Raw genomic sequence first — 23600 nt, forward strand, 5'->3', positions numbered from 1 at the left:
ACCTGCTGCCGTCCGACTTGCATGTGTTAGGCATGCCGCCAGCGTTCAATCTGAGCCAGGATCAAACTCTCGCGTTCAATCCATCTACTACCAAATACTTCAGGACAACCCAGAAATACCCCTCCAGGCCGCCCCAGGGCCTAAACCCCACACATCTCCACTCGGTTGGGAAAGAACGATCGGGAGGCCCTGAGGCTTCCCGCGCAGCGCCGTGCTGCGTGGTGAGGGCGCATTATACGCGGGCTCGGGGGGCTGTCAACAGTCGTCTGCACACTTCGATGGGGCTGCAGACCCGACGCAGGGAGCAGCCAGTGCTCAGGCCCGTCGGCGCAGGAGCGCCTCTATGGCGGGTGCTATCTTCTGCGGCGCAACGCGGGGGGCAAAGCGACGCTGCGGACACCCCTCGGCGTCGACGAGAAACTTGGTGAAGTTCCAGGTGATGCGGGGTCCGAACCAGCCGGGCAGGGCGCTCTTGAGGTATTGAAAGAGGGGGGCGGCGTCGGGGCCATTCACCTCGACCTTGGCAAAGACCGGGAAGGTGACGGCATAGCGACCGTAGCAGGTGTCACCGATGGCGTCGGCACTGCCCGGCTCCTGACGCGCAAACTGGTTGCAGGGGAAGGCGAGCACGCTGAAACCCCGACTACCATAGTCCTGATAGAGCTTCTGCAGCCCGGCATACTGCGGGGTAAAACCGCACAGGCTTGCGGTGTTGACGATGAGCAATACCTGGCCGGCAAAATCCCGCAGGCAGCGTTCGCGCCCATCCAAAAGCGGCAGACAGTAGTCGTACAGCGACTGCGCCTCAGCCATGGTCACTCTCCTGCGCGAGCAGACAAACGCGGGCGACGTGGCGTTTGCCAAATTGCAGAAAATATTCCGGGCCGGGCTCCAGGGCGAGGCTGGGATCTTCGATGCGGGTTTCGCCAAGGTGCACGGCCCCCTCACGGATCTTGCGCATGCCTTCGCTGCTGCTGCGCACCCAACCCAGGGCCTGCAGGGTCTTGGCCAGGGTCAGGGGTGGAGGGAGGCGCAGGGTCTGCAGGGCCAGATCGTCGGGACGTTCGCGCCGCTGGAATTGGGCGAGGAAAGTCTCGCGCGCTCGCACACCGGCGCTGCTACCGTGAAAGCGCGTGACCAGTTCTTGCGCCAGATCCAGCTTGCAGTCTCTGGGGTTGATCTCTCCGGCTTCGGCCTTTTGGCGCAGGGCCACTTGCTCGGGCTGCGATTTTGCCGAAAGCAAGGCATAGTAGCGCCACATCAGGGTATCGGAGATGGACATGAGTTTACCGAACATCTCTTCCGGGGTGTCCTCCAGGGCAATGGTGTTACCCAGGGATTTGGACATCTTCTGGACCCCGTCGAGACCCTCCAGGATGGGCATGGTTAGCACGACCTGTGGTCTTTGGCCGTATTCCTTTTGCAGTTCGCGCCCAACCAACAGATTGAAACGTTGGTCCGTCCCGCCCAGCTCCACATCGGCGCGCAAGGCCACGGAGTCATAGCCCTGCAGTAGCGGATAGAGAAATTCGTGGACAGCAATGGGCTGCTGGGCGTGATAGCGCTTGCTGAAGTCGTCCCGTTCCAGCATGCGGGCCACCGTGTAGCGCGCCGCCAGTTGGATGAGCTCCTGTGGCCTGAGACGATCGAGCCAGTGCGAATTGAAGACGACCTCGGTCCGCGCCGGGTCGAGGATACGAAATATCTGCTGACGATAGGTCTCGGCATTGGCCTGGACAGCCTCGGCGGACAGGGGTGGGCGGGTGCTGCTCTTTCCCGTGGGGTCGCCGATGCGGGCAGTGAAGTCACCGATGAGAAACAGCACCTGGTGACCGAGATCCTGGAACTGGCGTGCTTTGTGCAGCAGTACGGTGTGTCCCAAGTGCAGATCCGGCGCCGTTGGGTCCATCCCCAGCTTGACCCGCAGCGCCCGGCCCTCCTGCGCCGCCCGTTGCAGGGCCTCGTTCAGGGCTCCCTCGGGTAGGATATCGCTGCTCCCAAATGCCAGCTGCGCGCCGGCCGACTCGCCATCCATTTCCACCTCTTGGCCTCACCCGCCATCGTCACTTGGATAATGCCGAGAGGATAGCATCGAGCGGTCTGGCGGAGTAAGTCATGCCCGCACTTACCGGTGCATCACCATATCGACGGATGCTGAACAGGATGGCCTTAACTGCCCAGAGTTGCGGCGACGGATCGTGGTTCGTGGTCCAGAATCGGAGCTATGCTCGAATCTGGTGTACGGGAGGTCTACAACTAGCTTGAGGAGGGTGGCGCACTGTTGCTAGAAAAGGGTTTCTGGATCCGATTCGCAACGAATGAGGAGTGCGCCATGCAAGAGAGTACTGGTTTCGACGGAGGAATGGGAGAGTTGGGCCTGAACATCGAGGGCTTATTGCGGCGGTCCGCGCGCCAGCTGATCCAACAGGCCATCGAGGGCGAGGTGCAGGTGCTGCTGGAGGAGTATGCCGCGGTACGCATGGTCGATGGTCGCCGGGCCGTCGTGCGGAATGGATATCTGCCGGAGCGGGAGATCCTGACAGCGGTCGGCCCCGTGCCTGTACAGGTCCCCAAGGTGCGAGACCGCTCCGGTTCGGGCGTGGTCTTCCGTTCTTCCCTGGTACCGCCCTACGTGCGCAAGTCGCGGACCGTGGCCGCAGCGCTCCCCTGGTTGTACCTGCACGGGGTATCGTCGGGACGGATGCACGAGGCGCTGTCTGTTCTCCTGGGCGAGGAGGCCAAGGGGCTTTCTCCGGCCGTGCTGGGACGCTTGAAAGTCGAATGGGCGCAAGAGCATGCCCAATGGCAGCGCCGGTCTCTACAGGGAAAACGCTACGCCTATTGGTGGGCCGACGGGGTCTATACCCAGCTGCGGGCGGAGGACGATCCCCGGATGTGTCTCTTGGTCATTATTGGCGTGACGGCCGAGGGCAAGAAGGAGGTCGTGGCGGTCACCGACGGTTTACGGGAGTCCAAAGCCTCCTGGCTAGAGATCCTGCGGGACTTGCGCGACCGCGGGCTGCAGGAGGCGCCACTACTGGCCATAGGAGATGGGGCGATGGGTTTCTGGGCCGCCCTGGACGAGATTTACCCACAAACCCGTCATCAGCGCTGTTGGGTGCACAAGACGGCCAACATCCTCAACGAGCTACCGAAGCGCCTTCAGGGGAAAGCCAAGGCCGCCCTGCAGGCGATCTGGATGGCCGACACCCGTGAAGCTGCGGAGAAAGCCTGGCAAGCCTTCGTGCGGGACTACCAGGCCAAATATCCCAGAGCGGTCGCAAAGCTCGAGAAGGACCGGGACGTGCTGCTGACCTTCTTCGACTTCCCGGCAGAGCACTGGCGGCATATCCGCAGCAGCAACGCCATCGAATCGACCTTCGCCACCGTACGGCAACGCAGCAGCCGCACTAAAAACTGTGTCTCTCGAGCCACTTTCCTTGGCCTGAGCTACAAGCTCATCCAGCAGGCAGAGAGACACTGGCGCGGGATTCAGCATCCGGAAAGACTGCGCGAGCTCTTTGCCGGGGTGACATTTGTCGATGGGATGCCTGCCAACGAAACCCGGCTGGATCCTCAACAGGACGCCGCCTGAATCGTGTTAGCAAATGCTCATACACCAATCTTGACCATAGCTCCCAGAATCGGCCATTACGGCACTACCGGGGGCGTCGAGTGTTCCGGAATTTGTGGGGGAATTCCGGATTTTTGCGGAAATGGCACACAACTTGCTCTCGTGTCCGTGAAGGAATTCATTCACATACCGCGAGACGACGATCATGCACAGAATAAAACGCAAAGGCCACATCCAGAGCATACTCCCCGTAACGCTTGCCGCCCTTGCCTGGATGCCCCTGGCGCAGGCGGCGAACTGGTTTGCGCTGCAGGGCGTATCGCCACCCACAGCGCCGCTCTTTGGCGTATCGGGATTCATCGAGCCAAGCCTTTACGCCCAGTCGGGCACTGAAGATGGCTTGTATCATCAAATACCGAACATCAATCTGGTCGGCCCCAACTTCAGCCAGAGTACCACGGCGCAGATCCTGCGCGCGCGGATCATGCTGCGCGGCAATATCAATCACCATATCTCCTATTTCTTCGGTGGCGAATTCGGTAATAACGGCTTTACCAATATCCGCGGTAAATACCAGCCGGGCCTGATCGACGGTCATTTTACTTTCAGCTATATCCCCGGAGCCCGTGTCGAGGTCGGTCTGATCCGCGCGCCCAGCACCGAGGGGGCGATGCAGGGCTTCATGAGCTACAACTACGTCATCAGCCCGACCGTGGTCACCCAGCTGATGAATCAGACCATGTACGATTCGGGCAAGCCCTACAAGCCGGTCCCGACGCTGGGTGGAAATTATCTCGTGCCGGGAAGCGATACCTTGGGTATCAATGGCTTTCGTTACCCCGGGGTGATGCTGTTCGACTGGTTCCGCCATGGTCCCTGGGAGTTTACCTACGGCGCCATGGTGGGCATGTACGGCAGCGTTGCTGCCGGCAATCAATCCAACAGTCCCATGGAGGCAGCACGGCTGCAGTTGGCCTACGTCCTCGGCGGGAAAGGGCCTTTCCGCAGCGACATTCAGGGCGGCATCTGGTATCAACACGCCCAGCCGCTACTGGACGGGCAGAGCTACAACATGGATCGCTACGGTGTCGATCTGCAATACCTCCAGGGTTATATGCAGCCTTGGGGTCGACAGCTGCGCTTTGAGTACATCCGTGGTTCGGGCTGGATCGATGCGCCGGCGGCCTTCAGTAACGCTCCAGGTCTCGCGGCGCCACTGACGAACACCCAGCTCTACCCCGGTCAGGAAAATCGGGCCTGGGGTTATATGGCGGAAGTGGGCCTATTCTTTAGCCACCACATCGAGGCCAACCTGCGCTACGACTATTACAACCGGCTGCCCAACAATCCCGCACAGAACCGCATCTTCAAGACCTTTGCCATCGGCTTGCAATACCACTTTACGCCGTTGACCAAAGTCATGGCGGGTTACTATTTCCGTACCCTGAATGTGCCCCATCCCAACCCTGTCTCTGCCAGCGTTGCCAATGCCGTGGACAACGTCTTTGCCATGCAGGCCATGATCGCCTTTTAAGGAGAATGTCTATGTCACCAGTCCGCTTGCCCCGTCTGTTCGCCGCACTGGCTCTGCCCCTTCTGCTGCTGGGTGCCGTGCCGTCCTGGGCCAACGTGTCCATGCTCAAGGATTTCGATTACGCCAAGCCCACATTTATCCACGATCATCCCTTTGCCATCGCCCACGTGGTGCTGCAGGTGAGCCAGGATAACCCGGCCCGCTGGAACCTTACGCTCAACAACGCGCAGAACCTGCTGAATTACTTTGGTCAGGAAAAGGTGCAGATCGTGGTGGTGGCCTTTGGTCCTGGCATAAAGATGTACCTACCCAAAAACAAAGCCATCGCCGCTCGCATCGCGGCCATCAATGCCGAGGGGGTGGAGTTTGATGTGTGCCACAACAGCATGGAGGAATTCAAGAAAAAGACCGGACACTTGCCGCCCTTGGATCCCTCGGTGGTGATCGTACCCGCCGGAATCGTCCGTATCATGCAATTGGAGTCCCACGGTTTCAACTACGTAAAGCCCTAAGCCGTTCTCAGCCCGCTTGAGGCGCTCTGGACTTGACCAGGACGCCTTTTTTATCGTGCCGCACGTGCCCACCGCGCAACGGTCCCCACATGGAGATCCCTGCAGGACGCAGCAACAAAACTTTTCAGGGCTTGATCTCGCGCCCTATGCCGTACTTGAGGCGACGCACCGGTAGATACCAGATGAGTCCATCCACCAGCATCAGCACGCCCGCGCCCATGAGCAGATATTCCGAGAAGCCGTAGGGGCTGACTCCAAGCATCTTATGGATGGCAATACCCAAGCCGATGAAGGCGACACCGGTGCGGATGAGGGACAGGCCGGTACGGGCGCGGGCGTAGGAGGTTCGGTGGCTGCTGGCGATGGTGCGCTGCGCTGCCAGCATGTTGCGCTCACGGGCAAGGTACGTCCGCTCCTTGCTGGCGGGCACGGGTGGGATGATGGAGCAGTACGGTGGAATGGTGGCCGCCAACCGGGCCAGATGCGTGTCGTCCTGTGCCTGGCAGGGTCTTTCGGCCAGATGGTAGCGCTCGGTGAAGCGGACGTTGGCGGCGGTGATCCGGATCAGCTCTTTCTGACAGGGGAGATCCATGCGCGACCCGCGCACCTGGAGATAGTCGAAAAGACCAATGGCTGCCAGCACGATACCCACCACGAGAATGGGCAGGTAGTAGGGCGACAGGATGTTATCGCGCAGGTGCGTGAGCACATGGGCCAAGGCCACCATAGCCAAGCCCCAGCGCAAGAGCTTCATGGAAGTTCGCGCCCGGGCATGGGCGGTACGATGGGCCGCGAGCTTGGTCCGCCATAGGGCCATGGTATTGCGCCAGTAGGCGAGCCCAGTGCGCTCGATACCGATGAGCAGCGGTGCCGCAGCATGCAGATAGTCCTGAATATACCAATGGATATCCTCGCGCAGGGCAACCCGGAACTCGTAGTTCGCTGCCGACAGGGTCGTGCGCACCTGGGCGCGCATGGTGGGGCTGTCGGGTACGGCCGCTGCCACCACCACCGTATCGCCCAGCTGGCGCACCGGAAACCAGGCCTCGGCCCTGAGCATCTTGGGGTCGAGTCCAGCAAAGAGGCTCGTCGGTACCGGCAGACGCTCGTCGTACTGGACGAAGGGACAAGCGTAATGGCGGGAAAGGACCTCGAGCAGGGCACAGCGCGAGAGCCCAAAATCCCGGAGCAGGACACGCTCCACCGGAATCTGGCGGCGGCTGGCACTTTCCTGGGCTGCCTGCCATTGCGCGGGACTGAGGTGGCCCGAGTCCACCAGGCCAGCATAGGGAGAGGGCTCAGGATTCACGATGGTAGTGCTCCCGTGTCCACATGCTTTTGGGCAGGCTGTAGTCGGCATCGGCAATTTCGAAATGCGGCGCCACGAAGGGCGAACGCCGCTTGGCGCGTTCCGCCGGAAGGTACCAGAACAGGCCGTCCACGATCAGGTAGAGACCGACGAGCACGAGGCCAGCATCGAAAAGGGTCCACCAGAGATCTTCCTGCCGTGCGAAATGAAAATAGATGTAAAGACCTGCGCCCACGGTCATGAGGCTGAAGCCGGTGCGGATGAAGGCCATTCCCGTGCGCGCACGCGCCATGACCGTGCGCAGGCGCGACATGGCATTGCGCTTGTCCGCCAGGGTGGTGCGCTCCAGGGCAAGGCCGGTGGTGGCATAGACACCGGGCTGGGCCGCGACCCCGCTGGCCTCGGCGACGGGATCCACACCCTGTCGGTACAGGCAGGAGGAAGGGAAAATGCGATCCCACAGCCCCACGTGATCGCGCTTCTTGGCGACGACGGCGAGGGCATGATTGGCGGCGTGACGGCCCGGGTGATACCAGAGGAAGCCCTCGACGAGCATGACGATACCGATGCCAATGAGACTCCAGTCGAAGACCGACCAGGGCCCCGGCGGAAACTTCCGGACGAAGGCGATACCGATACCGGCAAAGGCGATCCCCGTGCGGGCGAAGGCCAGTCCAGTGCGGGCGCGGGCCATCATCACCCGCAGATACGCCAGGATGGTACGCTCCTCAGCGAGGTCCGTGCGGTCGTTGGCCAAAAAGCGGCGACGCTCTACCGGGGAAAGCGCATCCCAGTCTTCGCGCAGGGCCGTTGCCGTGGGCACCACGGGGCTGCGCCGAAAACGCCACCTGCCGTCAGCGGTGTCCACCTCCAGTGCGCTGTATTCGGGAGGGATGTCGTACGGCGGGTAATCCCGGATCTGTCGCGACTCACGCCGGGCTGGCCAGTACCAGAGAATGCCATCGATGATGGCAAGCACACCCAGCACCAGTAGCGGCAATTCGAAAAAGAGCAGGGTACCGCCACCAAAAAACCGGAGAAAGGCGACGGCGATACTGATGAAGGTCAGGCCAGTGCGCGCCAGGGCAAGTCCCGTCCGGCTCCGGGCAAAGCGCGTCCGTTGGGCGGCATAGCGGGTGCGCAGGGCGGCCAGGTAGGTGCGCACCCTGGCCAGAGGTGTGCGCCCACCGGAAACCGGGAAGTGTGCGTTGAGGTCGGCACTGTTCTCGATGAGGCGGACGAGATCTTCACGGGTGGCCACGCGAAAGCGCAGTTCCGAAACCCCGAGGACATTCCGGATGTGCTCCACCAAGGCGGGATTCTCGGGGTCACAAACGATGACCTCGGCGCGGTCTTTATCCCAGGAGATGGGTAACCAGAGTTCGCGGCGCAGAACGTCCACGCCGAGCCTGCGCAAGGTGGAGGATGCGGCGGTCAGTCCTTCTTCGTATTCTACCGTCGGCCAAGTATAGCGGGCCTGCAGTTCTTGAAGTCGTTCGTCCTTGGCTAAGGTTTGTGCGCTTATTTTTTGTCACCCCAACACATCACTGGCAGCGGGGCCGGCATCTCGCCCAGGCTCCGAGCGCGGCACGATGCCTTGCGCGCCCCGAAGCGTCCGTCCGCCCTGGAAAATCCCGCCATTGTACGCAACTCGGCGGGTTTCTTACTACCCCCTACCACGGTCCGAAGCGCGAGGCCGGTACCCTGCCGCCGCGGCGTTTGGAAATGCCGGGCCGGCGGCGCCAAAGGCGCCGCGCCACTGGCGTCGGGTCGATCCGCGTCAACTACTCTGAGCGATGAATCCGTGGGCGAGAGCGGGAAAGAGGGCGGAAAGCCCGTTGGCGATGAAGGTCACCGCAATGGAAGCGAGGACCAGCCCAAAGATACGCGTGGAGATATTGATGCCCGTGACCCCCAAGCGTCGCGACAAGGGTCCCGCCAGACGCAGGGCGACATAGGCTACCCCGGCAATGGCCAGGATATCCAGCACCAGGAGGCCGCTGGACAGCCAGGAACTGCTCTTGTGATGGGCGATGATGACGGTGATCATGGTACCCGGTCCGGCGAGGAGCGGGATGGCCAAGGGAACGACGGCAACGTCCTCCTTTTGCATGCCTTCGGCGGCCTCTTCCGGCGTGTGTCGGTAGCGACTGGATTTGGCCTGTAACATGTTGAAAGCAAGCAGCATCAGTACCATGCCTCCCGCCACCTGGAATGCGGCGATACTGATCCCGAAGAATTGCAGGATGTACTCACCGAGAAAGGCCGATATCAGCAAAACGATGGCCACCGCCCGCGCTGCCAGGCGCGCCGTGGCCAGGCGCTGTGGCGGGGTTTCATCGCTGGTCAGGGCAATGAAGATGGGGATTGCACCGACGGGATTGAGAATGGCGACCAGGGCGATGAAGGTCTGCAAAGCGGCATGAAACTGATCGGCGACGCTCATTCCTCACCCCCTCGCGGCGGCTGAGGGTGGGCACGAAAGCGCGCGTCGGGACGGTACAGCAACACGGCGGTGGACTTCCCTCTTGAAAATCGTGGCCAGTGGTCGTATTTATACTTCAGCAAATTCTGCTGTTCAGAACCGTGGAGAATACCACAATGCCAACCTACGAGTATGTATGCAAGGACTGCGGGCATGCCCTGAGTGTCGAGCAGCGCATGTCCGATGCGCGCTTGGTGGATTGTCCCGCCTGCGGCCAGCCGGGTCTGGAGCGGCAGCTGGCGGCGGGCGGCTTTGCCCTGAAGGGCACTGGCTGGTATCAGACGGACTTCAAGGGGGGAAGCAAAACGGTCAGCAGCGCGCCCAGTGAGTCGGCGGCGCCACCCTGTGCCGGCGGTAGTTGCGCCTGTCATTGACGTCGCCGGCGGCGCAGGACAACATGTACAGGCCCTTCGGGGCCTTTTTCCTTATCTGGGCCAGACTCACATGCGCACACATTACTCCAACGAAACCGGAACCGAGCTCATCGGTTCGGAAATCATTCTCTGCGGCTGGGTGCAACGGCGCCGCGACCATGGCGGTGTCATCTTCCTCGACCTGCGGGATCGCGAGGGGCTCATACAGATCGTTGTCGATCCCAGTCAGGAGGAGGCCTTTGCCCTGGCCGAGCAGGTCCGCTCCGAGTACGTGCTGCGCGTGCGCGGTCCGCTGCGGGCGCGCCCTGCCGGGAGTGAGAATCCCGACATCGCCAGTGGCGCCGTCGAACTGCAGGCGGTGGCCATCGAGGTCCTCAATCGTTCCGAGCCCCTGCCCTTTCCCCTGGACGAGGACGGCATCAGCGAAAACCTGCGTCTCAAATACCGCTACCTGGACCTGCGCCGCCCAGAGATGGCAGGGCGCCTGCGGCTGCGCCACCAGGTCAATCGCTACCTCCGCCGGTACTTGGACGAGCGCGGCTTCGTCGACGTGGAGACGCCGATCCTGACCCGCTCGACGCCGGAGGGTGCGCGCGATTACCTGGTCCCCTCACGGACCCAGCCAGGCCATTTCTTTGCTTTGCCCCAGAGCCCGCAGATATTCAAACAACTGCTCATGGTCGGCGGACTGGAACGCTATTATCAGATAACCCGCTGCTTTCGCGATGAGGATCTGCGCGCCGACCGGCAACCGGAATTCACCCAGGTGGATATCGAGGCCTCCTTCGTGGACGAGGCGGCGGTCATGGCCATTGCCGAGCCCATGATCCGCGGTCTCTTTCGAGAGCTTCTGGATGTCGATCTGGGCGATCCCTTCCCGCGCATGCCCTATGCCGAGGCCATCCGCCGCTACGGTGTCGATCGCCCGGACCTGCGCAATCCCCTGGAGCTGACCGAGCTGACGGACCTGGCCCGGACCGTGGAATTCAAGGTCTTCCGCGCCGCGGCCGAACTGCCACAGGGGCGGGTGGCCTGCCTGCGCGTACCGGGGGGAGCGGATCTCAGTCGCACCCAGATCGACGCCTATACCGAGTTTGCTGCCATCTATGGGGCCAAAGGTCTCGCCTGGATCAAGATCAATGCCCTCGATGGCGGCAGCGAGGGTCTGCAATCGCCCATCGTCAAATTTCTGCCCGAAACCTTCCTGCAGGAGATGCTCCAGCGCAGTGGCGCCCAGGTGGGGGACATTCTTTTCTTTGGCGCCGATCGCGCAAAGATCGTCAACGAGACCCTGGGTAACCTGCGCAACCGCGTTGCCGCAGATCGCGGACTGCTGGAGGGGGGTTGGCGAGCGGTGTGGATCACGGATTTCCCCATGTTCGAATACGATGACCAGGAAGACCGTTGGGTATCCACCCACCACCCCTTCACGGCCCCGCAGGAGGGGAGTCTTGGGCTGTTGCAGAGCCATCCCGAGAAGGCCCTGGCGAGGGCCTACGATCTCGTACTCAACGGCAACGAGATCGGCGGTGGTAGCATTCGCATCCACCGCCGCGAGGTGCAGGAACAGGTCTTTGCCGCCCTGGGCATCGACCCGGAAGAAGCACGCGACAAGTTTGGCTTTCTCCTGGACGCCCTCAGCTACGGTGCTCCTCCCCACGGCGGGCTGGCCTTTGGCCTGGATCGTCTGGTCATGCTGATGAGCGGGGCAGACACCATCCGCGATGTCATCGCCTTCCCGAAAACCCAGAAGGCGGGCTGCCTGCTGACGGATGCACCCAACCGCGTCGCCGAGCGCCAGCTGCGCGAGCTGGGCATTCGCCTGCGTCCCGGCGTGCTGGACGATGGCCAAGCTTCCTAGATCCGTGCTCGTGCTGGTGCACACCAGCGACGCGGTGCTGCTCCTGGAGCGGCTGCAGCCCGCAGGCTTCTGGCAATCGGTGACGGGCAGTCTCGAGCCGGGCGAGGACTGGGAGGATGCTGCGCGCCGAGAGCTCGAGGAGGAGACGGGCTTTCCCGCAGAGGGGCTGGTGGATACCGGGGTACGCAACCTCTTTCCCATCCTGCCTCCCTGGCGCGATCGTTACCCGGCGGACGTACGGGACAACGAAGAGCGGGTCTTCACCCTGGCCCTATCCAAGCAGCACCGCCCGCGACTGCAGCCGGCGGAACACTGCGCCTTTGCCTGGTTGACGCCGTTGGAGGCGGCCCGTCGCTGCGGCTCGGCCACCAATCGGGATGCCATCCTGCGGCAGTTCCATCGCGTTCTTGACGTGCGTTCCCTGGCCTCGTAGCGTGACGGATGGACCGCCATGGGTGGCGGTCCGGGAGAGCATGGATGAGTGTGGAAAGCGTGAGGCTCTATGTGGATCGGCCGGCGGTCGCTGCCGCTCTGGATGCCCGAATACGCGCGGCCAAGCGGGCCCTGGGCGAGCGCTTGGTCATTCTTGGGCACCACTATCAACGGGAAGAGGTCTATCGGCACGCCGATTTTCACGGCGACTCCCTTCAGCTGTCGCGGGCTGCGGCGCACCAGAAGGCTGAGTTCATCGTGTTCTGCGGCGTCCACTTCATGGCCGAGGTCGCCGACATTTTGAGCCGCCCGGACCAGATCAGCATTTTGCCGGACCTCAACGCCGGCTGCGCCATGGCCGACATGGCCAGTATCGAGCAGGTGGAGCGGGCCTGGACCGAACTGCGCAGCGTATTGGACCCCGACCGCGAGATCACGCCGGTCACCTACGTCAATTCTTCTGCTGCCCTGAAGGCCTTCTGCGGCGATCACGGCGGTACCGTCTGCACTTCGTCCAACGCCCGCAAGGTGCTGGAGTGGGCCTTTGCGCAACGGCCCAAGGCGCTGTTCTTCCCAGACCAGCACCTGGGGCGATGGACCGGCCACCAGCTGGGCATACCGCTGCGCGACATGCCGGTCTGGGACCCCAATCTGCCCCTGGGCGGTCTGCAGCCCGAGGAGATTCGCTCGGCCCGCATCCTGCTGTGGAAAGGACATTGTTCGGTGCATCAGATGTTCCAGCCGGCCCATATTCAGCGGTGGCGCGAGGCACATCCCGAAGGTAAGGTCATCGCCCATCCGGAATCCGCCTTCGAGGTCTGCGCGGCCTCCGATTACGTCGGTTCCACCGATTTCATCCTGAAGACCGTCAAGGCCGCCGCGCCCGGCAGCGAGTGGCTCGTGGGTACCGAGATCAACCTCGTCAGCCGTCTCGCCGAAGAGGTTCGCGGCGAAAACAAGCGGGTGGAATTCATGTCGCCCATGGTCTGCATGTGCTCCACCATGTTTCGCATCGATCCCGAGCAGCTGGCCGAGACCCTGGAGGATCTGGTGGCGGGCAAGGTGCGCAACCGCATACAGGTGCCGCCGGCGACGGCGGACTCGGCGCGACGAGCCCTGGATCGCATGCTGGAGGTCTCCTGAGCACGAGTCGGGTCCTTAGGGGCTTTGGCCCGGACAGGGCCTCCCAGTGGACCCTGAGCCAGCGCAGTCTGCATCTGCTGATCCTGGCCTACGCCCGCTGGTATCAGGCTGCCACCTGGGAGCCCAGTACCGTCCCCGATACGGGGGCCGTCATCCTCGCCTGCAATCACCTGTCCGTACTCGATCCCTTGCTCCTCATCGCCAGCAATCGCCGCGTCGTGTCTTTTCTCGTGGCCCGGGAATACTACGAGTCGCGTTGGCTTCGTCCTTTCCTGGACCTGATCCATTGCATCCCGGTGAAACGCGATGGACGCGATCTGCGCGCCCTGCGTGCCGCCGCCCAGGTGCTTGCGGCCCAGCGTGTGTTGGGGATTTTTCCGGAAGGCGGCATCGCCCGCAGCGACGTGCGCCGCGGCCTCGGTTGGCTGGTGCAGGAGAGCGGTGCGGCGGTGGTGCCGGCCAAGGTCATGGGCGTCCATCAATATCCCTCGGATTGGCGCACCTGGGCCACCCGCCAGCGGCCGCGTCTGCGCTATGGTGTACCCCTGCATTTTCTGGAACGCGCGGAACCTTCGGAGATCCTCGGCGCCACCATGAGTGCCATCGCCACTCTGGCATGACGCCCGTGCGGCGCTATGATACCTTCTTGTTTTTTCGGATACCCATAGAGGCAGCGAGGAGTTACCATGGCCGGTCACAGTAAGTGGGCCAACATCAAATTTCGCAAAGCGGCCCAGGACGCCAAAAAGGGCAAGATCTTTACCCGCCTGATCCGCGAGATCACGGTAGCAGCCCGCGCCGGCGGCGGCGACGCCAGCAGCAATCCGCGTCTGCGCACCGCTCTGGATAAGGCCTATGCCAACAATATGGCCAAGGACACGGTGGAGCGCGCCATCAAGCGCGGCACCGGCGAACTCGAGGGCGTGGATTACGAAGAGGTCACCTACGAGGGCTACGGTCCGAGCGGTGTGGCCATCCTCATCGAGACCATGACCGACAACCGGGTGCGTACCGTCGCCGAGATCCGGCACATTTTCTCCAAGCGCGGTGGCAATCTGGGGACCTCGGGGTCCGTCGCCTATCTTTTCCAGCGGCGCGGCATGATCAGCCTGGCAGCAGATGTCGGCGAAGACCGGGTCCTGGAGGCGGCTCTAGAGGCAGGAGCGGAAGACGTGGTGACGGAGGATGGGCGCATCGTCGTCTACACCGAGGCAACGGCCTTGCACGGCGTCGCCGAGGCTCTGCAAAACGCAGGACTCACCCCCGAAGAGATCGAGTTGACCATGATCCCGGAAACCACCGTGGAAGTGAGCGGTGACGACGCCGACAAGCTCATGCGCCTGCTGGAGGCCCTGGAAGAAAACGACGACGTCCAGAACGTCTACGCCAACTACAGCCTGAGCGACGAGGAAATGGCGCGTCTGGAGGCGGCTTCCTGAACGCGGCAGAATCCTTTGCGCATCATCGGGATTGACCCGGGCTCTCTGCGCACCGGTTACGGGGTCATCGAGGTAGATGGACGCGGACGTCTGCGCAGCGTCGGCTACGGTTGTCTGATGGTGGCCGGGCGTCCTTTTCTCGAGCGCATCGGCGCCATCCACGCGGGTCTGCTGGAGGTGCTGGCAGAGTTCAGACCGGACGAGGCGGCCATCGAGGCGGTCTTCATGGCACGCAATGCCGATTCTGCCCTGAAATTGGGACAGGCACGCGGGGCGGCCCTGGTGGCCCTCCTGCAGGAAGGCCTGCCCGTTCACGAATACACGGCCCTGCAGATCAAGAAGGCAGCCGTGGGCGGTGGGCACGCCGCCAAGGAGCAGGTGCAGCACATGGTACGGATATTGTTGAGCCTCAGCGAGGCGCCTCAGGCCGATGCCGCCGATGCCCTCGCCTGCGCCGTCTGCCACGCTCACCATGCCGGCACGCGCGCGGTCTGGGCACAGGGGGCGTCGCGATGATCGCCTTCCTGCGCGGGCACATCCTGGAGCGTCACCCGCCGTGGCTGTGGCTGGAGGTGAACGGAATCGGCTACGAGCTGGAGATGCCGCTGTCCGCCTTCTTCCAGCTGCCCGCGGATGGCGCCGCCCTCACCCTGCACACGCATCTGGTGGTACGCGAGGACGCGCACCTGCTCTATGGCTTTCGTGAGCGGGCCGAGCGCGATATATTCCGCCAGCTCATCAAGGTGAGCGGCATCGGCGGCAAGGTAGCCCTGGCCTGCCTCTCGGGCATGGATGTGGAGCAGCTGCGCGCGGCCCTGCGCGATGGCGATGTGCGCCGGCTGACGGCCATTCCCGGGGTGGGTGCCCGTACCGCCGAGCGCCTCATCGTGGAGCTGCGGGACAAACTGGCGAGCGGATCTGTGGGCGCGACACCAGTGGCCGGCGACCCGCGTCAGGAAGCCATTGCCGCGCTGCAGAGCTTGGGGTATAAGGCGACGGACGCGAGCCAGGCCCTCGCCGGACTCGATCCGGGACTCAGTGTCGAGGAACTCATCCGTCAGGGCCTCAAAACCCTCGCGCGGCACTGACGTGTACGGCTTTCTCGTTCCGCCCCCCCACGGGAGAATGTAGCATCGGTATGGTAGAGCGTGGCCCCTTGAGTCTCGAGGAAGATGGCAGCGACAAGCTCGATCGCGCTCTGCGACCGCGGCATCTCCAGGAGTATCTCGGCCAGGCGCGCCTGCGCGACTCCCTGGCGCTCTTCATCGATGCGGCCCGCGGGCGCGGCGAGGCCCTGGATCACGTTCTGTTGTTTGGTCCGCCCGGCCTGGGTAAAACCACGCTGGCACACATCATCGCCCAGGAAATGGGTGCCGGGCTCAAGGTGACCTCCGGACCCATTCTGGACAAGCCCGGCGATCTTGCCGCCATCCTCACGAACCTGCAGCCCTTCGATGTGCTCTTCGTGGACGAAATCCACCGCCTCAGTCCCGTGGTGGAAGAGATTCTCTACCCAGCTCTGGAAGATTACGAGCTGGACATCCTCATCGGCGAAGGCCCATCCGCCCGTTCCATCAAAATCGCTCTGCCGCCTTTCACCCTCATCGGAGCCACCACCCGGGCAGGACTCTTGACCTCGCCACTGCGCGATCGCTTCGGCATCAGCTTCCACCTGGAGTTTTACAGTGTCGACGAGCTGGCCCAGATCGTGTCGCGCTCGGCCCGCATCCTGCAGACCCCTTTCGATGCGGCGGGCGCCCGCGAGATCGCGCGCCGCTCCCGCGGTACCCCCCGCATTGCCAATCGCCTGCTGCGCCGGGTGCGCGATTACGCTCAGGTTCGCGGCAACGGCACCATCGACGAGGCAACGGCGCAAGCGGCTCTGCGGCTCATGGAGGTGGACGAGTACGGTTTCGATGGTCAGGATCGCAAGCTGCTGCAGGCAGTGATTCAGCGTTTTGGCGGGGGCCCCGTGGGAGTGGAGAGCCTGGCCGCGGCCATCGGCGAAGAGCGGGGTACCATCGAAGAGGTCCTCGAACCCTTTCTCATCCAGAGGGGCTACCTCGTACGTACGCCGCGCGGGCGTTGCGCGACCCAGCAAAGTTATCTGGCCCTGGGGCTACCCTGCCCGGACGCCATTGCCAACGGCCAGAGCGGGGACCTCTTCGATGTCTGAACCACACTTCCCGGGGTATCATCAAGTGCGTGTCTATTATGAAGATACGGATCACGGCGGGGTCGTGTACCATGCCAATTATCTGCGCTTCATGGAACGTGCGCGAACGGAAATGTTACGGACACTGGGCTTTTCGCTGGATGCGCTGGAACGGGACGAGGGCGTGGTCTTTGCTGTGCGTCGGGCAGCTCTCGACTATGTCGCACCGGCCCGCTTCAACGACCTGCTGGATGTTCTGACCCGCATCCACCGACAAAGCCCCCTGCGTACCTTTTTTACGCAGGAGGTACGCTGCGAGCGGGGCCTGCTCTGCCGCGGCGACATCGAAGTGGTTTCCCTGAGTGCCGACAGTTTCCGCCCGACCCCTATCCCCAAGGCCGTGCGCATGGCTTTTTCCCATATTTCTGCCCAGTGAGATTCTATGGACCCTCAACACAGTATTGCCGCCGCCGAATCCCTTTCCCTCACGCACTTGGTGCTCCATGCCAGTTGGGTGGTGCAAGCCATCCTCGTGCTTCTGCTCATTGCCTCGGTAGCTTCCTGGTACGTCATCTTTCAGAAGGCCCTGGTCTTTGCGCACGCCCAGCGGGCCCTGAAACGCTTCGAGAAACGCTTCTGGAGCGGCGGTGAAATGGCCCAGATCTACCAGCAGGTAACGGGCAACGCCCAATTGGAGACCGGGGCCGGGGCTATTTTCTGTGCCGGCTATGAAGAGTTTCAACGGCAGCGCAAACAGGCGCGCGGAGCCGACGCCCTGGATGCCGCGCGCCGCGCCATGCGGGGTGCCCAGATCCGCGAGGTGGGACAGTTGGAGGGGAACCTGCCGCTGCTGGCATCCATCTCGTCGGTGGCGCCCTTTGTTGGCCTGCTGGGGACGGTGTGGGGCATCATGACGACCTTCATGAACATCGGCGCCGCTCAGCAGGCGACGCTGGCCACCGTGGCGCCACCTGTGGCCGAGGCCCTCATTGCCACGCTGGCCGGTCTCTTCGCCGCCATCCCGGCGACCTTCTTCTACAACCGCTTCGTGCACCGGCTGGATGAACTGGACTCCCATTACGAGGTCTTCATGGACGAGTTCACCAACATCCTGCACCGGCAAACCCCCGAGGCCAAACCATGAAAAGACGGCGACTACTGGCGGAGATGAACGTCGTGCCCTACATCGACGTCTCCTTGGTACTGCTGGTGATCTTCATGCTCTCGGCACCGCTGCTGACCCAGGGCGTGAACGTCAATCTGCCCAAGGGCGTCACCAAGCCCGTGCCGGACAAGACCCCGCCCATCGTCATCTCCGTCAGCCGCCACGGCGCGCTGTATCTGCAGTACAAGGATGTACACCAGGCGGTGCAACTGGACGATCTGTCCCAGGTCGTCCAGCGTCTGAGCCACGGTCATGGCGACGATACACAGGTGCTGGTGGGCGGAGATGCCGCAGTGGACTATGGCAAGGTCATGGCGGTCATAGCCCGCCTACAGCAGGCCGGCATCAGCAAGGTGGGTCTGTTGACACGCCCGGAGGGACATTGAAACGGGAGCCGCGCACCGCGCCACTGGTCCTGGCCATTCTCCTCAACGCCGCTCTCCTGGTGGCCTTGTTCTGGACCTTCCACGTCAATATTCCCCGTGTTGGCTCAACGCCCATGCAGGCGCAGCTCATCAGTTCCGCCGCCACCCCCGCAGCAACGCCATCAGTAAAGCCTGCTGCCGTGGAGCCCGCCAAAGCCACAACGAAGCCCGCCCCCACTCCACCGCCTAAGCCCGAGACCAAGCCACAGCCAAAGCCGCAACCATCGCCAAAGTTGGAAGCACAGGCACAGGCTAAAGCACAGGCCAGGGAGCAAGCAGAGGAAGCCCAAAAGCAGCACAAAGCGCAGGAAAAGGCAGCGGAACTGGCCGCACAGCGGGCCGCAGCCGAGAGGCAAGCCCAAGAGCTCGCCGCCCAGAAGCGTGCCGCGAAACTCGCGGCACAGCGCCGGGCACAGGAAAAGGCTGCAGCTCAGAAGGCGGCCGCCGAGAAGGCTGCGGCGGAGAAGGCTGCGGCGGAGAAGGCTGCGGCGGAGAAGGCTGCGGCTGAAAAGGCTGCGGCTGAAAAGGCTGCGGCTGAAAAGGCTGCGGCCGAGCGCGCCGCCCAGCTCAAGAAGGAATTGGCAGAACAGGCTGCCAAAGCCGCCGAGGCGGCACGTGCCAAGGCCCTGCGCGAGCGCATGGAAGCGCAAGCCAAGCTCCAGGCCGAGGCCAACATCGCCGCTGCCCGGGCGGCCCAGGCAGCCGAAGATCAGAAGCTCAGCGCGCTTTTCAGTCAGGAGGTGCAAAGGCGGGTCTATCGCCAGTGGGACACCAATTTCGCCGCCGCCCTCTCGTGCGTGGTACAAATCCACCTGAGTCCTACGGGCGCCATCATTGGTGCACCGAAGATCCTGCGTTCCAGCGGTAATCCCCAGTTTGATCGCGCCGTCATCGCCGCCGTGGAGCAGGCCGCGCCCTTCGTACCGCCACTGGGCCTGTCGTACAATGCCTATCGCGAAGTCAACATCCAATTCAACGCCGAGGAACTCAATCATGGCTAGACGTCTATGGATCCTGCTTCTGACCTTTGGCCTGGGGTTTTTCTGGAATCCGGCAGCCCAGGCTGCACTCACCGTCGACGTCACCAAAAGTGTGTCCTCGGCCCTGCCCATCGCCATACCGTCCTTCGGACCGGGCCTGCCCGGCCAGCCTAGTGTGGCGGACGTCATCCGCAGTGACCTCAGCCACAGCGGCCTCTTTCGGGTCCTGGCGCCGGGCAGCTACCCCGGCGATCCCCATCAGCCCATCGAGGTCAAGGCCAGCAGCTGGAGCGGCATCGGGGCGACGGGCCTGGCCATCGGCGATACGCAGAAAGAAGCCAATGGCAATTATGTGGTTCAGGTCTACGTCTACAATGTGCAGACCGGTCAGGAACTGGCCGCCCGTCGGTATACTTGCTCGCCTGCGGAGCTGCACATGACGGCGCACCACGTGGCCGATCTCATCTATAAGACTTTTACCGGTAAGGCGGGGCCTTTCGCCGCACGCATCGCCTACGTGCGCCAGATCGGTAATGAGTACACCTTGCTGGTGGCGGAGTCCGATGGCTGGAACCCGCACCCAGTGGTGCGCGGCCGGATGCCCGTTTTTTCACCGGTATGGTCACCGGATAATCGACGCCTGGCCTATGTCACCTACCACGATGCACGCGCCATCATTTACGTCCAGGATCTGGCTACGGGACAACGCCAGGCCGTGGCTCCGGCGGGCGAGATCGTCAGCGCGCCGGCCTTCTCCCCCGATGGTCGAGAGCTGGCCTATGCCCGTGCCGAAGGCGGGGCGACGAATATCTTTGTCGTCGATCTGGCCACGGGGCAACGGCGCCAGTTGACCCACGGTAGCGCCATCAATACGTCACCCAGCTGGGCGCCCGATGGCCGGCATCTGGTGTTCGTTTCCGATCGCGCCGGCAGCCCACAGATCTATTCCATGGACTCCGATGGCGGGGACGTCCATCGCCTGACCTTTTCCGGCAACTACAATGCCAGCCCGGTATACTCGCCCACGGGTCAGGACATCGCTTTCATCCACCGTACTGATGGCGTCTACGCGCTGGCGGTGATGCGAGCCGACGGCAGCGGCATGCGCGTTCTGGACGCCCAGGGCAATTGCGATCACCCGAGCTTTGCCGGTAACGGTCAGATGATCCTTTATGGCACCCAGCGCGGTGGCCGCAAGGTCCTTGCCGAGGCCAGCGTCGACGGTAAGACCTTGGCGGTTCTGCGGGGCACGGCGGGTGAGGATAGCCAACCCGCCTGGTCACACTGACGCCACCGTCACCAACGGAGCCGGAGCAGGTGACGTGAGGGGTATCCCGGTGCGCCCGCCGGCATACGCGATCCGTGGCCGCCGGGTGCCCAGAAGGGCGAGCTAGATATAGGGGGCGGGGTCCCGCAGGTCGAGTTCGGCAAAACCGGCAAGACGCAGCCGGCAGCTGTCGCAGCGACCGCAGGAGCGCCCCTGGGTATCCAGTTGGTAACAGGATCGGGTGTGGGCGTAGTCGACGCCCAATTCCAGCCCGCGGCGAATGATCTGCGCCTTGCTGAGGTACTGGAGCGGGGCGTGGATGCTGAGTTTTTGGCCTTTTTCTGTGCCGAGCACCGTGGCCACCTGGGCCAGCTCCTGAAAACGTTGGATGAATTCCGGCCGACAATCGGGGTAACCGCTGTAATCCTGGCTGTTCACCCCGATGAAGATGTCCAGGACACCCAGCACTTCTGCCAAGGCCAGGGCGTAGGAGAGGAAAAGGGTATTGCGCGCCGGCACATAGGTGATGGGAATGCCCGCCGCGGCGGGTTCCTCGGGGACAGCGATGCGCTCGTCCGTGAGGGCCGATGCGCCAAATATCCGCAAATCCATCTTGAGGACGCGGTGACTGCGCACACCCGCTGCCTCGGCGAGCTTGCGCGCAAACTGCAATTCCGTGGCGTGCCGCTGCCCGTAGTCAAAGGACAGAGCGTGCAGAGCGAAGCCCGCCTCCCGGGCAATGGCGAGCACCGTGGCGGAATCCAGTCCGCCCGATAGCAAAACGATGGCTGCTTTCTCGGAATCGCCCATGCCGGCGTCTCTCCCCTGGCATTTCAGTGGCCCGGGACATCCCCCCAAATGAACTTGTGCAACTGGATCTGCAGACGCACTGGCAGACGATCTTCGAGGATCCACTCCGCCAGATCCCTGGCAGTCAATTGACCGTAGGCGGGGGAAAAAAGCAGTTCGCAGCGACCCTGAAGCTTGCGCTCCCGCACCGTGGTCCGCGCCCATTCGTAGTCATCGCGATTGCAAAGCACAAACTTGACCTGATCGCGGCTACCCAGGTAGTCCAGGTTTTCCCAAAGGTTTCGCTCGAGTTCTCCGGACCCCGGGCTTTTCAGATCGAGAATCTTGACGACCCGCGGATCCACCTCCGCGACGCTCAGGGCACCACTGGTTTCGAGGTACACCTCGCGCCCGCCGTCGCACAGAGCCGTCATGAGCGCATGCACCGCCGGTTGCGCCAAAGGCTCGCCGCCGGTGATCACCACCAGTCGGTTGTCGCGCTCGGCCACCCGCGCCAGGATCTGGTCGGCATCCAGCCACTCGCCACCGTGGAAGGCATAGGCGGTGTCGCAGTAGCTGCAGCGCAGGGGACAGCCGGTCAGGCGCACGAAGGTTGCCGGAACTCCGGAGGCGGTCGTCTCACCCTGCAGGCTATGAAAGATCTCGCTGACGCGCAGCCGGGACATTTAGCGCGACATGGCCTGCAGTCGGGCCTGAGCCTTCTGTGCCGAGGGAGTGCTGGGATACTGCTTGAGTACCTTATTGAGAACGGCGCGCGCCTTGGTCGCCTGCCCTGTGGCCTGGTAGACCTCGGCGAGGCGCAGCATCGCCTCCGGTGCCAGACTGCTTTGGGCGTACTGATTCTCGACGGTGCTCAGGCTCTTGATGGCGGCATCGTTCTGGCCCAGGACGTACTGCGCCTGGCCCAGCCAGTAGTAGGCGTTGACGACGAGACTGCTCTGTGGGTATTTACGGATGAAATCCTGCAGGGCAGTCACCGCCGAACCGTACTTGCCCGCGCGCAACAGGTCGAAGGCGCGCTGGTAATCGGCCTGGCCGAGGCCAGGAACGCTGGATTCCGAGGCGTCACCCAGGGCGCTGGCCAGCGCGTTGCTGGTCTTTGTCCCCTGGGCCGCGGACGATACCGAAGCCACCGGAGCGGCGCTGAGGTCGGCGCTGGTCGCCGGCGCAACGGTGGCCATCGCCGCCGCAAGGCTGTTCAACCGCTGTTCCGTTGCCTTCTGCTGTTGCTCCAAGGCGTGGGTTTTACTCTCCAGTTCACCACGCAGATCGCGAATCTCCGCCTCCATTCTCTGGGAGCGGTTGACGAGGTCGGCGAGGGCACTCTGGCTACCTCGCTCGGCTTTCTGCACGGCGATGAGGCTGTTGACCTCGCCCTGCAGCACCGACACCTCTTGACGCAACTGCAGCAACTGCTCGCTGGTGGACTGCGCCCACACCATGGGACTGAAGGCCCCCAGACCCAGGACCAGCAGCAGTCGGGTTGTGTTTGTCATCAGCAAACCACCTTGGCTCATCCGCCGTTGTAACCACCACTATACACAAAATCGACGCGCCGGTTCTTGGCCCAGCAGCTTTCGTCGTTCTGGTTGCACAGGGGATTGTCCTTGCCAAAACTCACGGTGCTGATACGCGCAGCGCTGACACCCTGCGCCTCCAGATACCGCTTGACCGCCTCGGCACGACGCTCACCCAGAGCAAGGTTGTATTCCTGGGTCCCGCGATCGTCGGTATTGCCTTCCAGACGCACCTTGACGTGGGCGTGATTCATCATGAACTGGGCATTCTGACTGGCAATTTCCTGGGCGCGGGCGTCCAGACTGTCGCTATTGAAGCCAAAATGCACCCGCAGATGCTGCGGTAGCGCTGCCAGCTCCGCCGCCGTGAGGCCGCTGTTGGCGCCGCCGATGGGGCCGTTGGCATCCAACTGCTGTGAGCCGATTCCGGCTCCATTGTAGGCCGCCGTATTCGCCGACTCCGCTGGCGCCACGGGTCCCGCCGCCTTGGGCGCACCACTGCCGACGTTACTGGCACAACCGGCAAGAGCGAGGATTCCCGCCGCGGTGAGGGCCACCAGCATGTATTTACGATCCATGTGTTAATCTCCAGAAAGAATGGGCGAATTGTATATTGCC

Annotated in this window: 26 protein-coding genes and 1 rRNA gene (1 of these 27 running past the window's edge); 17 read left to right on the forward strand and 10 right to left on the reverse strand. The window is 63.0% G+C overall.

Going from position 1 to position 23600, the window contains the following annotated elements; genetic code table 11:
• The 3 genes from ACAty_RS13130 to tyrS all read right to left on the reverse strand — a co-directional run.
• Positions 1-77, reverse strand: a 16S ribosomal RNA gene (locus tag ACAty_RS13130) (it extends 1461 nt beyond the left edge of the window).
• A gap of 238 nt (positions 78-315) precedes the next feature.
• Positions 316-813, reverse strand: coding sequence for a glutathione peroxidase (locus tag ACAty_RS13135; RefSeq protein WP_004873265.1), 498 nt, complete (start codon positions 811-813; stop codon positions 316-318).
• A complete protein-coding gene (gene tyrS / locus ACAty_RS13140; protein WP_051620826.1) occupies positions 806-2035 on the reverse strand; it encodes a tyrosine--tRNA ligase in 1230 nt (409 codons plus the stop codon). Before tyrS ends, ACAty_RS13135 begins: the two co-directional genes overlap by 8 nt.
• 297 nt (positions 2036-2332) lie before the next feature.
• Between tyrS and ACAty_RS13145 the strand changes: the two genes are divergently transcribed.
• The 3 genes from ACAty_RS13145 (at position 2333) to ACAty_RS13155 (ending at position 5620) form a co-directional block, all read left to right on the forward strand.
• Complete coding sequence (locus ACAty_RS13145) at positions 2333-3595, forward strand: IS256 family transposase (RefSeq protein WP_004868469.1); 1263 nt, start codon at positions 2333-2335, stop codon at positions 3593-3595.
• A gap of 184 nt (positions 3596-3779) precedes the next feature.
• Complete coding sequence (locus tag ACAty_RS13150) at positions 3780-5108, forward strand: hypothetical protein (protein ID WP_004873267.1); 1329 nt, start codon at positions 3780-3782, stop codon at positions 5106-5108.
• 11 nt (positions 5109-5119) lie between these two features.
• Complete coding sequence (locus tag ACAty_RS13155; RefSeq protein WP_004873268.1) at positions 5120-5620, forward strand: DsrE family protein; 501 nt, start codon at positions 5120-5122, stop codon at positions 5618-5620.
• Between the two features lie 124 nt (positions 5621-5744).
• Here ACAty_RS13155 and ACAty_RS13160 read toward each other — a convergent pair whose 3' ends face one another.
• The 3 genes from ACAty_RS13160 to ACAty_RS13170 form a co-directional block, all read right to left on the reverse strand.
• A complete protein-coding gene (locus tag ACAty_RS13160) occupies positions 5745-6929 on the reverse strand; it encodes a GspE/PulE/PilB domain-containing protein (protein WP_004873269.1) in 1185 nt (394 codons plus the stop codon).
• Positions 6919-8454 (reverse strand): DUF202 domain-containing protein, encoded by a 1536-nt coding sequence (locus ACAty_RS13165; protein WP_082179284.1) that lies wholly within the window; start codon positions 8452-8454, stop codon positions 6919-6921. The genes ACAty_RS13160 and ACAty_RS13165 overlap by 11 nt, the downstream gene beginning before the upstream one ends.
• A gap of 255 nt (positions 8455-8709) precedes the next feature.
• A complete protein-coding gene (locus ACAty_RS13170) occupies positions 8710-9375 on the reverse strand; it encodes a MarC family protein (protein WP_014003596.1) in 666 nt (221 codons plus the stop codon).
• Between the two features lie 155 nt (positions 9376-9530).
• Between ACAty_RS13170 and ACAty_RS13175 the strand changes: the two genes are divergently transcribed.
• From ACAty_RS13175 to tolB, 14 genes are all read left to right on the forward strand, one after another.
• On the forward strand, positions 9531-9788 hold the full coding sequence (locus ACAty_RS13175) for an FmdB family zinc ribbon protein (protein WP_014003597.1): 258 nt from the start codon (positions 9531-9533) through the stop codon (positions 9786-9788).
• Between the two features lie 70 nt (positions 9789-9858).
• On the forward strand, positions 9859-11649 hold the full coding sequence (gene aspS, locus ACAty_RS13180) for an aspartate--tRNA ligase (RefSeq protein WP_004869354.1): 1791 nt from the start codon (positions 9859-9861) through the stop codon (positions 11647-11649).
• On the forward strand, positions 11633-12082 hold the full coding sequence (gene nudB / locus ACAty_RS13185; protein ID WP_077272679.1) for a dihydroneopterin triphosphate diphosphatase: 450 nt from the start codon (positions 11633-11635) through the stop codon (positions 12080-12082). The genes aspS and nudB overlap by 17 nt, the downstream gene beginning before the upstream one ends.
• A 44-nt stretch (positions 12083-12126) precedes the next feature.
• Positions 12127-13224, forward strand: coding sequence for a quinolinate synthase NadA (gene nadA / locus ACAty_RS13190; protein WP_004869359.1), 1098 nt, complete (start codon positions 12127-12129; stop codon positions 13222-13224).
• An 83-nt stretch (positions 13225-13307) separates the two neighbouring features.
• Positions 13308-13844 carry a lysophospholipid acyltransferase family protein gene (locus ACAty_RS13195; RefSeq protein ID WP_226047790.1) on the forward strand — a complete coding sequence of 179 codons (537 nt, stop codon included), beginning with the start codon at positions 13308-13310 and terminating at the stop codon, positions 13842-13844.
• Between the two features lie 66 nt (positions 13845-13910).
• Complete coding sequence (locus ACAty_RS13200) at positions 13911-14663, forward strand: YebC/PmpR family DNA-binding transcriptional regulator (protein ID WP_004869364.1); 753 nt, start codon at positions 13911-13913, stop codon at positions 14661-14663.
• Positions 14664-14678: 15 nt separating this feature from the next.
• Entirely contained in the window at positions 14679-15179 is a 501-nt protein-coding gene (gene ruvC / locus ACAty_RS13205; protein WP_004869369.1) for a crossover junction endodeoxyribonuclease RuvC, read from the forward strand.
• Positions 15176-15751 (forward strand): Holliday junction branch migration protein RuvA, encoded by a 576-nt coding sequence (gene ruvA / locus ACAty_RS13210; protein WP_004869372.1) that lies wholly within the window; start codon positions 15176-15178, stop codon positions 15749-15751. The genes ruvC and ruvA overlap by 4 nt, the downstream gene beginning before the upstream one ends.
• 50 nt (positions 15752-15801) lie before the next feature.
• On the forward strand, positions 15802-16839 hold the full coding sequence (ruvB, locus tag ACAty_RS13215) for a Holliday junction branch migration DNA helicase RuvB (protein ID WP_004869376.1): 1038 nt from the start codon (positions 15802-15804) through the stop codon (positions 16837-16839).
• Complete coding sequence (gene ybgC / locus ACAty_RS13220; RefSeq protein WP_038472361.1) at positions 16832-17254, forward strand: tol-pal system-associated acyl-CoA thioesterase; 423 nt, start codon at positions 16832-16834, stop codon at positions 17252-17254. Before ruvB ends, ybgC begins: the two co-directional genes overlap by 8 nt.
• A gap of 6 nt (positions 17255-17260) precedes the next feature.
• Positions 17261-17962: a protein TolQ gene (gene tolQ, locus ACAty_RS13225; RefSeq protein ID WP_004869381.1), complete on the forward strand. Its 702-nt coding sequence runs from the start codon at positions 17261-17263 to the stop codon at positions 17960-17962.
• Complete coding sequence (tolR, locus tag ACAty_RS13230; RefSeq protein ID WP_004869384.1) at positions 17959-18369, forward strand: protein TolR; 411 nt, start codon at positions 17959-17961, stop codon at positions 18367-18369. The genes tolQ and tolR overlap by 4 nt, the downstream gene beginning before the upstream one ends.
• Positions 18366-19409 (forward strand): cell envelope integrity protein TolA, encoded by a 1044-nt coding sequence (gene tolA, locus ACAty_RS13235; protein WP_038472363.1) that lies wholly within the window; start codon positions 18366-18368, stop codon positions 19407-19409. The genes tolR and tolA overlap by 4 nt, the downstream gene beginning before the upstream one ends.
• Complete coding sequence (gene tolB / locus ACAty_RS13240) at positions 19402-20676, forward strand: Tol-Pal system beta propeller repeat protein TolB (protein ID WP_004869390.1); 1275 nt, start codon at positions 19402-19404, stop codon at positions 20674-20676. The genes tolA and tolB overlap by 8 nt, the downstream gene beginning before the upstream one ends.
• Positions 20677-20778: 102 nt before the next feature.
• Here the strand turns inward: tolB and queC are convergent, their stop codons facing one another.
• Genes queC through pal form a run of 4 tightly spaced genes read right to left on the reverse strand, consistent with a single transcriptional unit; the run spans position 20779 to position 23560 of the window.
• Positions 20779-21465, reverse strand: a complete 687-nt coding sequence (queC, locus tag ACAty_RS13245) for a 7-cyano-7-deazaguanine synthase QueC (protein ID WP_004869392.1) — start codon at positions 21463-21465, stop codon at positions 20779-20781.
• Between the two features lie 23 nt (positions 21466-21488).
• Positions 21489-22130 (reverse strand): 7-carboxy-7-deazaguanine synthase QueE, encoded by a 642-nt coding sequence (gene queE, locus ACAty_RS13250; protein ID WP_004869395.1) that lies wholly within the window; start codon positions 22128-22130, stop codon positions 21489-21491.
• The gene (ybgF, locus tag ACAty_RS13255; protein WP_004869397.1) at positions 22131-22961 is read right to left on the reverse strand and encodes a tol-pal system protein YbgF; all 831 of its coding nucleotides are present in this window, start codon (positions 22959-22961) and stop codon (positions 22131-22133) included. It abuts the gene before it with no gap.
• A gap of 17 nt (positions 22962-22978) precedes the next feature.
• Positions 22979-23560, reverse strand: coding sequence for a peptidoglycan-associated lipoprotein Pal (pal, locus tag ACAty_RS13260; protein ID WP_004869400.1), 582 nt, complete (start codon positions 23558-23560; stop codon positions 22979-22981).
• Positions 23561-23600: the final 40 nt, after the last annotated feature.

The organism is Acidithiobacillus caldus ATCC 51756 (assembly GCF_000175575.2).
Taxonomy (GTDB): Bacteria; Pseudomonadota; Gammaproteobacteria; order Acidithiobacillales; family Acidithiobacillaceae; genus Acidithiobacillus_A; species Acidithiobacillus_A caldus.